This window comes from Salinithrix halophila (assembly GCF_042650125.1).
Lineage (GTDB): Bacteria > Bacillota > Bacilli > Thermoactinomycetales > DSM-45169 > Salinithrix > Salinithrix halophila.
In genome coordinates this window covers 126,211-139,139 of sequence record NZ_JBHSAP010000015.1, presented here as the reverse complement: position 1 = coordinate 139,139, position 12,929 = coordinate 126,211, and the positions used below count along the sequence as shown (strand labels likewise).

General features: G+C 55.2%; 11 protein-coding genes. All 11 read right to left on the bottom strand.

Annotation, left to right across the window (positions count from 1 at the left end):
- Window positions 1–199 precede the first annotated feature (199 nt).
- On the bottom strand, window positions 200–1,054 hold the full coding sequence (gene kce, locus ACFOUO_RS10880) for a 3-keto-5-aminohexanoate cleavage enzyme (protein WP_380705111.1): 855 nt from the start codon (window positions 1,052–1,054) through the stop codon (window positions 200–202).
- A gap of 94 nt (window positions 1,055–1,148) precedes the next feature.
- Window positions 1,149–1,544: a 3-aminobutyryl-CoA ammonia lyase gene (gene kal / locus ACFOUO_RS10875; protein WP_380705109.1), complete on the bottom strand. Its 396-nt coding sequence runs from the start codon at window positions 1,542–1,544 to the stop codon at window positions 1,149–1,151.
- 19 nt (window positions 1,545–1,563) lie between these two features.
- The gene (locus ACFOUO_RS10870; RefSeq protein ID WP_380705107.1) at window positions 1,564–1,938 is read right to left on the bottom strand and encodes a response regulator; all 375 of its coding nucleotides are present in this window, start codon (window positions 1,936–1,938) and stop codon (window positions 1,564–1,566) included.
- Window positions 1,939–2,296: 358 nt separating this feature from the next.
- A complete protein-coding gene (locus tag ACFOUO_RS10865; RefSeq protein ID WP_380705105.1) occupies window positions 2,297–3,913 on the bottom strand; it encodes a CTP synthase in 1,617 nt (538 codons plus the stop codon).
- A gap of 240 nt (window positions 3,914–4,153) precedes the next feature.
- Window positions 4,154–4,630, bottom strand: coding sequence for a DNA-directed RNA polymerase subunit delta (gene rpoE, locus ACFOUO_RS10860; protein ID WP_380705103.1), 477 nt, complete (start codon window positions 4,628–4,630; stop codon window positions 4,154–4,156).
- 151 nt (window positions 4,631–4,781) lie between these two features.
- Window positions 4,782–8,042, bottom strand: a complete 3,261-nt coding sequence (gene icmF / locus ACFOUO_RS10855) for a fused isobutyryl-CoA mutase/GTPase IcmF (protein ID WP_380705101.1) — start codon at window positions 8,040–8,042, stop codon at window positions 4,782–4,784.
- 1 nt (window position 8,043) lies between these two features.
- Complete coding sequence (locus ACFOUO_RS10850) at window positions 8,044–8,688, bottom strand: TetR/AcrR family transcriptional regulator (RefSeq protein ID WP_380705099.1); 645 nt, start codon at window positions 8,686–8,688, stop codon at window positions 8,044–8,046.
- The gene (gene meaB, locus ACFOUO_RS10845) at window positions 8,675–9,643 is read right to left on the bottom strand and encodes a methylmalonyl Co-A mutase-associated GTPase MeaB (RefSeq protein ID WP_380705097.1); all 969 of its coding nucleotides are present in this window, start codon (window positions 9,641–9,643) and stop codon (window positions 8,675–8,677) included. Before meaB ends, ACFOUO_RS10850 begins: the two co-directional genes overlap by 14 nt.
- Window positions 9,644–9,675: 32 nt before the next feature.
- Window positions 9,676–10,818, bottom strand: coding sequence for an acyl-CoA dehydrogenase (locus tag ACFOUO_RS10840; protein ID WP_380705095.1), 1,143 nt, complete (start codon window positions 10,816–10,818; stop codon window positions 9,676–9,678).
- 56 nt (window positions 10,819–10,874) lie between these two features.
- Entirely contained in the window at window positions 10,875–12,017 is a 1,143-nt protein-coding gene (locus ACFOUO_RS10835; RefSeq protein WP_380705093.1) for an acyl-CoA dehydrogenase, read from the bottom strand.
- Window positions 12,018–12,068: 51 nt separating this feature from the next.
- A complete protein-coding gene (locus tag ACFOUO_RS10830; protein WP_380705091.1) occupies window positions 12,069–12,926 on the bottom strand; it encodes a 3-hydroxybutyryl-CoA dehydrogenase in 858 nt (285 codons plus the stop codon).
- Window positions 12,927–12,929 lie beyond the last annotated feature (3 nt).

Below are 12,929 nucleotides of genomic sequence, written 5' to 3'. Positions count from 1 at the left end.
GAAGCGGATTCATTTGGATCGCTATTTCCGGAACATTTTTCCTCCTCTTAGATTCCACTCCTTCGCGAGTTCCTTTCTTCCGCTCTTTTTCCCTCTTTGGCTTCAGAATATGAGGCGGGCCAAGCGGGACATAGAGAAGGAGCCTTCAGGGAAATCATCCCCAAAAAGCTCCTAGAAAACCGGCATTCCCCGGGAAATCTTATTTTGGTATCGTATGGATCGGTTCACAGGGGCCCTCCTCTTTATTCGGCAGTGCCAAAATGCGCCGAGCCTCATCAGGGGTGGCCACGGGTCGTTCCAACTCCGCCGCAAGCCGTTTTACCCGAGCGACCAGCTGCGAATTGGTTGCCAGTTCACCCTTCCGGTAATAGAGGTTGTCCTCCAAACCGACACGGACATGCCCTCCCAAGGTGACCCCGAGAGCGGCCATCGGCAATTGGTTGCGACCGATTCCCGCCACGGTCCAGGTAGCGCCTGCCGGCAACTGATCGACCAAGAGAAGGAGATGCTTCGCATCGGCGGGAATTCCACCTGGCATACCCATGACAAAATCAAAATGGAGATGGCCTGTTACCAACCCTTCTTTTACCAAGGCGATGGCGGTAGAAATCATTCCCGTATCGAAGATCTCGAACTCCGGGCGTACCCCGTGTTGTTGCATGGAGTCGGCAAACTGCCGGATTTCACCGGGCGGATTGTGAAAAACTCCGTTCCCGAAATTGACGGTCCCTGTAGTCAATGTAGCCATCTCCGGGGAAAGGGTGACCGGTTGTAACCGGTCCTCCGGGGTCATCCCCACGGCGCCTCCCGTGGATACCTGGATGATCATCCCGCATCGCTTTTGGATCGCCTCGATTGTTTCACGATACAACTCCCGACTCTGGCTCGGTCGCCCTTCCTTGTCCCTGACATGGATATGGGCGATGGACGCTCCCGCCTCACAGGCTTCCGCCGCCTGTTCGGCAATCTCCTCTGGGGTAACAGGAAGGTGAGGGGTGTCTTCCCGTGTCACTTCCGCCCCCACCAGGGCGGCGGTAATGATCAATTTGTCCATGACGACCGCTCCTTTCGGGCCATGAAAAAAGCTCCCGCCCACACCCTCGAGGGGAATGCGCGAAAGCGGGGGCTTCCGTCTACCGTTGCCCCGGTCACCTTTTTAGTCGCTTCTGTTTTTCCTTAGGAACCACACAAGTACCTGATGCTCGAGCCACTTCCAGCGGTTCTTCCAATACCTGTGCAGCTGATGGAACGGATGGATCGATATGGGCTTCGATTACCTTGACTGCTGTAAAGGACATTGCACGGGAGGTATTGCCCACCCGGGTGATCCGCCCGGTAGCTTCGATGAAATCCCCCGCGTAAACCGGGACGAGGAACTCCACGGAATCGTAAGCGACGAATAGACCTTCATCCCCGTCGTGACGGATGAGGAGTTCCGTCGCCAGATCGCCGAACAAGGCTGTCATCCGTGCTCCATCCACCAGGTCGCCTCCGTAATGGGCATCCGCTTGACTCATACGCAAGCGGATTTTGGCTTCCAGCATCCTTTTCCCTCCCCAAAAATCAGGATTCATCCAATTGGCGCAGAACTTCAGAGCGAAGCTCCTCGATGTCGAAAGGTTTGGTGAAGTGAGCTAACGCTCCTAATTTAGAAGCCTCCTCCACCATATCTAGCTCCCCATAGGCAGTCATCATGATCACCCGGGGGGTGAGGCCCTCCTGGCGAAGGTGCCGGAGGAGTTCCAGGCCGTCCATGCCGGGCATTTTCATGTCCAGCAGGATCAGGTCGGGGTCCTCCGTTTGGATGATATCCAGGGCCACTTTGCCGTTGGCCGCTTGAAAGACCCGGAATCCCTCCCGACTGAACACCTCTTTTAAGAGGACCCGAATCCCGAATTGGTCGTCCACGATTAACACCTTTTTCCCGGAGAGTGACATCTGTGTCCCCCCTTCCCGTAAATCCGCGCGGCCCGCCCCGATGGGAATCCCTCCTCCTCTGGCCGGCCCCTATGGGTGAAACAGGGTACCGGTGTTCCATTTATCACGTCCGTACATTCCAACCTGCGGCCTTCCTATTATTAATTCGTATATGCCCACCATCTTTCCTGCACTATTCGGTTAAAATCCATGAAGAAGGGGCTGAAAGAGCGAGGGAATCGGCCTTATGCATGGAATTCTGCACCAAAGGAAGGGATTATATGGATAATCTACTTTTCTCAAACACCGCAAAAAACCTCCGCACGGTTGTACGGAGGCTAAGATGAATACCAGCATCGGTACGGGGAATCGATTTCCGTCAGACCCGTTCCGCCTTTAAGCTGGCTTGGAGTGCTGCTGCGACAAAGTCGCGAAAAAGAGGTTGTGGCCTGTTGGGCCGGGAGGTGAACTCAGGGTGAAACTGACAGCTGACAAACCAGGGATGGTCCTTTAATTCCACGATTTCTACCAGTCGACCGTCAGGGGATGTTCCGGCAAAGACATATCCTGCCTCGGCCATTTGTTCCCGATATTCGTTATTAAACTCGTAGCGGTGGCGGTGACGCTCGTATACCAGACCATTTCCATAGGCTTCTTGAGCGCGGGTACCCGGAATAAGTTTACAGGGATACAAGCCAAGGCGCATCGTTCCGCCCAGATCTTCGATCTCCTTTTGTTCGGGCAGCAGGTCGATGACGGGGTTGGCGGTCTCGGGATCGATCTCCGAACTGTTGGCCCCGTCCAAGCCAAGGAGGTTACGTGCTCCCTCGATACAGGCGACCTGCATTCCTAGGCAGATACCTAGCATAGGGATCCGTTGTTCCCGGGCAAAGCGAACGGCGGCGATTTTCCCCTCGATTCCCCGGTCGCCGAATCCGCCGGGCACAAGGATGCCGTCGGCTTCACCCAGCAATTGGGCAGCATTCTCATCCGTTACCTCTTCGGCGTTGACCCAAAGAATCTCCACCTCGGTATCATTGGAGAAACCTGCGTGGTTGAGGGATTCGACGACACTCATGTAGGCATCGTGAAGGGCGACATATTTGCCGACGACGGCAATTTTGGTTCGATGAGTCAGGTTCTTCACCTTGTCGACTAGGGCAATCCATTCTGTCATGTCCGCTTCTCCGCCGTCCAGGCCCAAGTGCTTCACCGTGATTTCATCCAGACCCTCGTCTTGTAGCATCAAAGGTACTTCATAAAGGGTCTCTGCATCACGGCATTCAATTACCGCCTGATAATCGATATCGCAGAAGAGAGCCAGTTTCCGTTTCATGTCTTCAGACAGAGGCTGACCTGTCCGGCAGACGATGACATTAGGTTGGATACCGATGCCCCTGAGCTCCTTGACACTATGTTGCGTCGGCTTCGTCTTCAATTCACCGGTGGCGGATAGTTCCGGAATCAAAGTGCAGTGGATGTATAGGACATGGTCACGCCCCACTTCACTCTTGATCTGACGGATCGCCTCCAGAAAAGGTAGGCTCTCAATGTCACCCACTGTTCCGCCGATCTCGGTGATCACCACGTCCGGGTGGGTCTCCCTCGCAGCCCGGAAGACCCGATCCTTGATCTCATTCGTGATGTGGGGAATGACCTGAACTGTACCCCCGAGGTAGTCTCCCCGGCGTTCCTTGTTGATGACAGCAGAGTAGACTTTCCCCGTGGTGACGTTGGAGTTCTTGGAAAGGTTGATGTCGATGAACCGTTCATAATGACCTAGATCCAGGTCTGTTTCTGCCCCATCGTCCGTTACAAACACCTCGCCGTGCTGATAAGGGCTCATCGTACCCGGATCCACATTGATATAGGGGTCGAATTTTTGAATGGTCACCGTCAAACCCCGGTTTTTCAACAACCGGCCCAGGGATGCCGCCGTAATTCCCTTGCCAAGGGACGAGACGACACCGCCGGTCACAAAGATAAACTTGGTCATGGATCGGCCCTCCTTCGGTTATGGTTCCCAAAAATTGTTTCACAATGAGAAAAAGCGCCACCCTGAACGGGGGCGCTCTTGCGTGTAAGGGTACCGCCACCGCGGAAATCACCCGCGGTTCGGAACGTGCTTATAAAACGTACTTCATTAGCCCATCGCTTAGTTTAACCTCGCAGACAGGCTTTGTCAAGCGGCGGGAGGGAGGGGTGAGGAGGGCTAATCGTCCAATTCATAGACTGGTTAGGATTCTTCGTCCTCGGTTTCCTCTTCATCGCCTTCATCCTCGAAGCCGTTTTCGCTTTCTTCCTCGTAATCTTCGTCGTAATCACCGTCGTCATCGGTGGACGTCTCATCAAAGGGGGAATCTTCCTCACCGAAGAGATCCTCTTCATTTAGGTCCTCGTCACTGTAATCATCTTTCACATTTTGCGCGACGGCGGAGTCGGTGGCCTGCTCCGTCGGATACCAGCGTCGCAGACCCCACAGGCTCTTCCCTACACAGATAAAACGGCCGTCGATGTTGATCTCCGTGTAGAGCTGCGCGATGTAATGCTTTATTTCACCCGTGGAAAAACCTTTCAATTGGGAAACCTCGTTCATCAGATCCCTATACAAAACGGGTTCTCCCTTTTTTTTCAATATATTATATGCCAGGTCGACCATCGCGGTCTCCCGAATCTCCTCCGTGGACAGTTTTTCTGCCAGGTTGTCGGGCATGAGGGCACATCCTTCCTTTCCAAAGTGGGCGGAAGTTCCGCACGTGAAGCAGTTGTATCCAGTCGTATGTCTATTTTAACCAAAACGGGTTCGAAGTCAACCAACAAGAAGGGATTCAAAGAAAAACCCGCCCGAGGCGGGTTATACAGGGTTACATATTTCGCCGATACTGGCCACCCACTTCGAAGAGAGCTTCCGTAATCTGCCCCAAGCTGGCGACACGGACGGTCTCCATCAGCTCAGCGAAGAGATTGCCGTCTTTGCGGGCCGTTTCTTGCAAACGGGCGAGGGCCCCGAGTGTTTCTTCCCGGTGTCTCTCCTGGAAGGAACGCAGGTTCTGAATCTGAGCTTCCTTTTCCTCGGGGGCGGCACGGGTCAGCTCGTATTCCGGTTCTGCTTCCTCCCCCTCTTTCAGAAACGTGTTCACTCCGATAATCGGCAGATCGCCGGAGTGTTTTTTCGTTTCGTAATAGAGGGATTCCTCTTGGATCTTCCCCCGTTGGTATTGGGTCTCCATCGCTCCGAGGACGCCCCCCCGATCGGAAATACGTTCGAACTCCCGCAGTACGGCCTCCTCTACCAAATCGGTCAATTCTTCGATGATAAAAGAGCCCTGAAGGGAATTTTCATTTTTAGAAAGGCCCAGCTCTTTCGTAATGATTAACTGGATGGCCATCGCCCGCCGGACGGAATCTTCCGTGGGAGTGGTGATCGCTTCATCGTAAGCGTTGGTATGGAGGGAATTACACTGATCGTTAAGAGCCATTAAGGCCTGAAGAGTGGTTCGGATATCGTTGAAGTTGACCTCCTGGGCGTGAAGAGATCGGCCCGAAGTCTGAATATGATACTTCAGTTTCTGGCTCCTCTCGTTGGCCCCGTATAGACGCTTCATAACTACGGCCCAAATGCGGCGGGCCACTCGGCCAATGACCGAATACTCCGCGTCGAGACCGTTGGAGAAAAAGAAAGAGAGGTTAGGAGCAAACTGATCGATCTTCATCCCCCGGGAAAGATAATACTCCACATAGGTGAAAGCATTAGCCAGGGTAAAGGCCAGCTGAGAAATCGGGTTGGCTCCCGCCTCAGCGATATGATAGCCGCTGATACTGACGGAGTAGTAATTCCGGACTCCGTGATCGATGAAATACTGTTGGATATCGCCCATCATTTTAAGGGCAAACTCCGTGGAGAAGATGCAAGTGTTCTGCCCCTGATCCTCTTTCAGGATATCCGCCTGCACCGTTCCACGCACAGTGGCCAGGGCCCGGGATCGAATGGCCTGCCGCTCTTCCTCCGTAGGTTCCCGCCCTTCCTTCTCCCGAAAGCGGTCGATCTGCTGATCAATCGCCGTATTAAGGAACATGGCCAGTATGATGGGAGCCGGACCGTTAATGGTCATCGAAACGCTGGTAGAAGGAGCGCACAGGTCGAAGCCGGCGTAGAGCTTCTTCATGTCTTCCAACGTGCAGATACTCACCCCAGACTCCCCGATCTTCCCATAAATGTCCGGCCGTTCATCGGGATCCCTGCCATACAGGGTAACACTGTCAAAAGCGGTGGAGAGGCGCTTTGCGGGTTCCCCTTCGGAGAGATAATGAAAGCGGCGGTTGGTCCGTTCCGGTGTCCCCTCCCCGGCAAACATTCGCTTCGGATCCTCATCCCCCCGCTTAAAGGGAAAGACACCAGCGGTATAGGGGAAGCGGCCGGGGACGTTTTCCTTCATCGCCCAACGAAGGACCTCTCCCCAATCCTCAAACCGGGGGAGAGCCACCTTAGGAATCCGACTTCCGGACAGTGTTTCGGTAAACAAGGGAGTGCGGATCTCTTTATCCCTCACCTTGACCACGAATTCTTCCTGCCGGTAAGCTTCTTTCAAGCGCGGCCATTCTTCCAGGGTACGCCTGGACTCGGGGGCAAGGCGTTCCTTGATCGACTCGGCGGCTTCCTCCAGCGGTACGAGCGGTCCTTCCCTTTCATCGGTGCCGTCATGGAGCCTTTCCTTAAAAATTTCCCTGGCACCGTTCACCTGGAACCACTTGCGGGCGAGGTCGGCCTGTTCCTCGGTATATTCCCGGTATTTACGAACGGTAGAAGCGATCTCTCGCAAGTAATGCATCCGCTCGGGCAGAATGATGGGACGTGCTTCCGTGTTGTGCTCCACATTTAGGTCCGACTCCCAGCCGAGGGAAAGCTTTTTTGACACGCCTGTAATGAGAGCTTTGTAGAAAAGGTGAGTACCGGCATCGTTGAATCGGTGGGCCATAGTCCCGTAGACCGGAATATCCCGGTCATCGGCGTCAAAGAGGTGATGGTTACGCCTGTATTGCTTTTTCACGTCCCTTAGGGCATCCTCGGAACCTTTACGGTCAAACTTATTGATGGCGATCAGGTCCGCGTAGTCCAGCATTTCGATCTTTTCCAGTTGGGAAGGGGCACCGAACTCCGATGTCATCACGTAGACGGAGAAATCACTCACTTCGATAATATCAGCATTCCCCTGGCCGATTCCGCTTGTTTCCACCAGGACGAGGTCGAAACCCGACTGCTTCAGGATACCAATCGCTTCTTTGGTGGCAGCGGACAGCTCGGAACGGTTCTTCCGGGTGGCAAGGCTCCGCATGTAAACCCGTGGATGATGGACCGCATTCATGCGGATGCGGTCCCCGAGGAGAGCGCCGCCGGTTTTCTGCTTGGAAGGGTCAATGGAGAGGATCGCTATCTTTTTCTCCGGGAAGTCTCCCAAAAAACGGCGAACCAATTCATCAGTGAGAGAGCTCTTCCCCGCGCCACCGGTCCCGGTCAGGCCCACCACCGGCACCGTCTTTTTCTTGGCAGCCTCTTCCGCTGGAACAGAGAGGGCGGCAGCTGCAACGGCCTCCTCTCCCTCATTCTGCTCGACAGACGTAATCAAACGGGCGATGGCCGCTACATCCCCGCGGGCCGCCGCTTCCGGTTCCCCGGTAATCCGCTCCACAGGAGGAAAATCGCAGGCCCGAACCATCTGGTTGATGATTCCTTGCAAGCCCATGGACCGCCCATCCTCCGGCGAAAAGACTTTAACCACCCCGTAGGCTTCCAATTCCCGAATTTCCCGAGGGACAATGACGCCGCCCCCACCGGCGAAAACCTTGATATGGTCTGCCTTCTTCTCCTTTAGCCGGTCCACCATGTATTTGAAGAACTCCATGTGCCCCCCCTGGTAGGAGGAGACCGCAATCCCCTGTACATCTTCCTGAACCGCCGCATCGACGATCAGGTCGACAGACCGGTCGTGGCCCAGGTGAATCACCTCAACGCCACTTGCTTGCAACAGCCGCCGAAACAGGTTGATCGAGGCATCGTGGCCGTCAAAAAGACTGGCTGCCGTCACGAACCGCACTGGGTGTTTCGGTCTGTATACCTCCCTGGTCATCCTACTCGCCTCCCGCATCTTCTTGGGTACATTCACTCAACAGGAGGGCCGTCTGGCGGCGGGTATACTCCTCCAGCGAGTAATGCCCGCCAAGGGCCCACCGACGAAAAGTCCACATCTGCCCCAGCACCATGATATTGTGAGCCATCAGCTTGACCGAAGAGGCGTCCAGCTTCAGAGTCCCATCTCGGATTCCCCGGTGCAGTACCTCTTCGAAAAGAGCGGTAATCTCCTCTTCTTTCTGTAAAATCCGCTTTTTGGCTTCCCGGGGAAGCGACTTGGTCTCCTGATAAATCAGGAGGACGTAATCACTCATCTCTCCCATCAGCCGAAAATGTTGGGAAACGGCCCGCATCAGCCCTTCCTTCCCTGTCCGGATTCCTTCGAGGGCTTCCCGAAGGCGCCGCTCCAGCTCGGCATGGATGTAGTCGCATACCAGGTAGAGAACATCTTCCTTGGTCTGGATATATTCATACATCGTTCCGATGGAAAGGCCGCATTCTCGGGCGATCTCCCGGGTGGTCGTCTTATGAAAGCCCTTCCGGACAAACAGGTTGAAAGCCCCATGGATGATCTGACTGCGGCGCTGTTCGACCAGACGGCGGTTTTTTACCAACGAAGGGATCCCTTTTTCATCCCCGGTCATAGTTAGCGCCTCCCGATGTATCCATGAGGCGAGCCAACCACTTCCGAGCCACCTCATGGGGAGCTTTTTCCCTGGATTGGACCCGGTCCAAATCCTGTTGGAAGGCAGGATCCCGAATGCGATCCGCCAGCTGGTTCCGAAGTTCTTCTTCCATGATCTCCTGTACCTCCCGCCGGAGGCGCTGCAGACGATGCCCCTCCCAGTTTCCGCTTTCCAGGAGATAGAGGCGGTGGGATTCCATCTTTCCCCACAGCAAGTCCAAGCCTCGTCCTTCCTTACTCTCCGTTTGGACAATCGGGGGCATCCAGGGAGCATCCCCTTTCACAAGGGAAAGCATCTCTTCAATATCCCGGACCAGCTTTTCCGCCCCCTCTCCATCCGCTTTATTCACTACGAATAAGTCGGCGGTCTCCATGATTCCCGCCTTGAATACCTGAACCGCATCCCCGCTCCCAGGGGTGAGGACCAGAGCGACGGTATCCGCCAGATGCATAATGTCGATTTCCGACTGGCCGACTCCAACCGTTTCAATAAAGATTACGTCATAGCCGGCGGCGTCAAGCACCCGGGCCGCCTCTTTTGCAGGACGGGCCAGGCCACCCAAGCTTCCCCGCGTTCCCATACTGCGGATGAAGACCCCTTTGTCCAAGGCATGGCGAGCCATCCGAACCCGGTCTCCCAGGAGAGCCCCGCCAGTAAAGGGACTGGTCGGATCGACAGCAATCACGGCCGCCTTTTTTCCTTGCTTGCGGATCTCGAAGAGGAGTCCGTCGACAAGCGTGCTCTTCCCTGCCCCTGGTGATCCGGTTACACCAATGAGGAAAGCGCCTCCGGTATGGGGATAAAGAGCTTCCATCAGCGCCTCCCGGCGGATATCCCCATTCTCAATCCAGCTGATCGCCCGGGCGATTTTGCGCCGGTCACCCTCTTTGACTGCGTTCACCCATTCGTCCATGGACTCCTCCTCCTTTCCGTTGGAGGGCCTTCTCATTCCTTCAACAGATGTCCGGCAATCACGAGGCGTTGAATTTCGTTGGTCCCCTCGTAAATCTGCGTAATCTTGGCATCTCGCATAAACCGCTCAACCGGATACTCCCGGGTATACCCATAACCGCCGAAAACTTGAACGGCCTCCGTCGTGACGCTCATGGCGATATCCCCCGCGTACAGTTTCGCCATCGCCGAAGCTTTCCCATAGGGAAGTCCCCTGGACTCCAGCCATGCCGCCTGGTAGGTGAGCAGGCGGGCCGCTTCGATCTGGGTCGCCATATCTGCCAATTTAAACTGGATCGCTTGCAACTTGCCGATCGGTTTGCCGAACTGCTTCCGATCCTTGGCATAAGCCAAAGCGGCATCAAGGGCTCCCTGGGCGATTCCGACAGCCTGGGCTGCGATTCCGTTTCGCCCTCCGTCCAGTGTCATCATGGCGATCCGAAAGCCTTCCCCCTCCTTGCCGAGGCGGTTGGCAACAGGAATGCGGCAATCTTCGAAGACAATTTCTGTCGTCGGCGAGGAGCGGATGCCCAGTTTGGATTCCTTTTTGCCGATGGAAAAGCCCCGGGTTCCCTTTTCTACAATAAAGGCTGTAACACCGTGGTGCTTTTGCTCCGCATCAGTAACGGCAAAGACCAGATAGATCTCCGCCTCCCCCCCGTTGGTGATGAAAATCTTGTTTCCGTTTAGGGTGTACTCGTCTCCTTCCCGGCGAGCGGTTGTCCTCATGTTGGCCGCATCAGAACCAGAACCGGGTTCGGTCAGGCCGTAGGCCCCTAACTTTTTCCCTTCGGCGAGGGGCTTCAGGAAATGCTTTTTCTGCTCTTCTGTCCCGAATTTCCACAATGGCCAGCTGGCCAAGGAAAGATGGGCGGACAAGGTAACACCCGTGGACCCACACACACGGGAAAGCTCCTCAACAGCGATGACATAGCTCAAAAAATCGGAACCCGCCCCGCCCCACTTCTCCTCCCAGGGAATGCCCGTTAAGCCCAATTCCCCCATCTTGTCATAGATGGAGCGGTCAAAGGATTCCTTTTCATCCCTTTCTGCCGCGGTGGGGGCCACCTCTTTGACGGCAAAATCCCGCACCATCTTGCGCATCATCTCATGTTCCTCGCTCAATCGAAATTGCATCCTTGACACTCCTTTTACGCTCCCGCGACAAACGGGGTTTCTCCTCCAAAGCACGTTCAATCCTGCAATAGGTCTTCCCCGATGACCATCCGCTGGATCTCATTGGTTCCTTCGTAAATCTGAGTTACCTTGGCATCGCGGAAAAGGCGTTCCACCGGATATTCCCGGGTGTATCCATAACCACCGAAAACCTGGATCGCCTCGGTGGTCGCATCCATAGCGACATCGGATGCAAACATTTTGGCCATGGCAGCCTCACGGCGGCAAGGATGCCCGCCGTCCCGAAGGACTGCCGCACGGTAGACAAGGAGCCGGGCCGCTTCGATCCGCGTCGCCATATCCGCCAACTTGAATCCGATCCCTTGCAACTTCCCAATCGGTTTGCCAAACTGCCGGCGTTCTCCGGCGTAAACACGGGCCGCTTCTAATGCAGCTTGGGCCAGCCCCAATGCCTGGGCCCCAATCCCGATTCGACCGCCTGCCAAGTTGGAAAGAGCAATTTCATAACCCTGTCCTTCTTCACCGAGTCGATTTTCCGCCGGTACTTCCGCCTCCTCGAAGATCACTTCGCAGGTGCTGGAACCACCCAGGCCCATTTTTTTCTCCTTCTTACCGATGACCAGACCGGGGGCGTCTTTTTCCAGAACAAAGGCGGTGATCCCTTTCGCTCCCTTCTCCGGATCCGTGACGGCAAAGGTCGTGTAGGTGTCCGCCTCCCCCGCGTTGGTGATAAATACCTTACTCCCGCTGAGAAGATAAGTATCCCCGCACCTTACCGCCCGAGTCCGGAGTGCAGAAGCGTCAGAACCCGCTTGAGGCTCGGTCAACGCGAATGCGCCGAGGAATTCCCCGCTGGCCAGTCTCCGGACATATCGCTCCTTTTGTGCCTCCGTCCCGTATTTTAAGATCGGATTGGTTCCGACGGAGGTGTGTACCGCCAGGATAACCCCTACGGTGGCGCTGACGCGGGACAGCTCTTCCAGGGTCAGGATGTAAGAAAGAAAATCGGCCCCCGCACCACTCCACTCTTCCGGTACGGGAATCCCCATCAAACCCATCTCTCCCAGTTTGGTCACTACCTCCCGGGGAAAGCGGTCCTCCCGGTCCATCGATGGAATCCAGGGTGTGATTTCCTTGCGCGCGAATTCGCGCACCATTTTACGCATCATGTGTTGTTCTTCCGTCAACCGGAGTTCCATGGTGATCTCTCCCACTCTACTCCTATTTATGGGGTGAGCCCCTTGTCAGGATCAGCTCTCATAGATGTAAAAACCGCGCCCTGCCTTCCGCCCTGTCCAACCTGCCTTCACATATTTCCGGAGGAGAGGGCAGGGTCGATATTTGGAATCCCCAAAACCCTCGTGCAGGGTCTCCATGATATACAGACAGGTGTCCAATCCGATAAAGTCGGCCAGCGTAAGGGGACCCATGGGATGATTCATCCCTAATTTCATCACTTGATCGATGGCCTCTGGTTCGGCAACACCCTCATAGACAGCATAGATCGCCTCGTTGATCATGGGCATCAGGACCCGATTGGAGATGAATCCGGGAAAATCCTTTACTTCCACCGGCGTCTTACCCAGTTCTTTCGCCAGGGATTCCACGGTATGATACACTTCGTCGCTGGTAGCCAGACCCCGGATCACTTCCACCAGCTTCATCACCGGCACCGGATTCATGAAATGCATCCCGATCACCTTCTCCGGCCGGTTCGTCGATGCCGCGATCTCCGTGATTGGAAGGGATGAAGTATTGCTGGCCAAAATGGTACGACTAGGACAAGCTTCGTCCAATTGACGGAACAGCTCCGTCTTTACCCCCATGTTTTCCACCACGGCTTCGATCACGATGTCGGTCTCCTCGACCGCTTTTTCGAGGGAGGCGAACTTGTGAATTCGGTCAAGGATCGACAACTTCTCTTTCTCATCCAGACGCCCTTTCTCTACCTGTCGAGCCAGATTTTTTTCAATCCTGCCAACTCCTTTCTCCAGGAATCCCTCCTGCAAATCGTAAAGGTTCACTTGACAACCGGCCTCGGCTGCCACCTGGGCAATGCCGCTCCCCATCTGACCGGCTCCGATCACCGTGACATGCTGGATCTTCATCGG

Coding starts and splice junctions, on each gene's coding strand:
- rpoE (WP_380705103.1), bottom strand. CDS start 4,630: ATGCCCGACAACCTGGCAGAAAAACTGTCCACGGAGGAGATTCGGGAG.
- icmF (WP_380705101.1), bottom strand. CDS start 8,042: ATGACCAGGGAGGTATACAGACCGAAACACCCAGTGCGGTTCGTGACG.
- kce (WP_380705111.1), bottom strand. CDS start 1,054: ATGGACAAATTGATCATTACCGCCGCCCTGGTGGGGGCGGAAGTGACA.
- ACFOUO_RS10840 (WP_380705095.1), bottom strand. CDS start 10,818: ATGCAATTTCGATTGAGCGAGGAACATGAGATGATGCGCAAGATGGTG.
- ACFOUO_RS10870 (WP_380705107.1), bottom strand. CDS start 1,938: ATGTCACTCTCCGGGAAAAAGGTGTTAATCGTGGACGACCAATTCGGG.
- ACFOUO_RS10865 (WP_380705105.1), bottom strand. CDS start 3,913: ATGACCAAGTTTATCTTTGTGACCGGCGGTGTCGTCTCGTCCCTTGGC.
- ACFOUO_RS10850 (WP_380705099.1), bottom strand. CDS start 8,688: ATGACCGGGGATGAAAAAGGGATCCCTTCGTTGGTAAAAAACCGCCGT.
- kal (WP_380705109.1), bottom strand. CDS start 1,544: ATGCTGGAAGCCAAAATCCGCTTGCGTATGAGTCAAGCGGATGCCCAT.
- meaB (WP_380705097.1), bottom strand. CDS start 9,643: ATGGACGAATGGGTGAACGCAGTCAAAGAGGGTGACCGGCGCAAAATC.
- ACFOUO_RS10830 (WP_380705091.1), bottom strand. CDS start 12,926: ATGAAGATCCAGCATGTCACGGTGATCGGAGCCGGTCAGATGGGGAGC.
- ACFOUO_RS10835 (WP_380705093.1), bottom strand. CDS start 12,017: ATGGAACTCCGGTTGACGGAAGAACAACACATGATGCGTAAAATGGTG.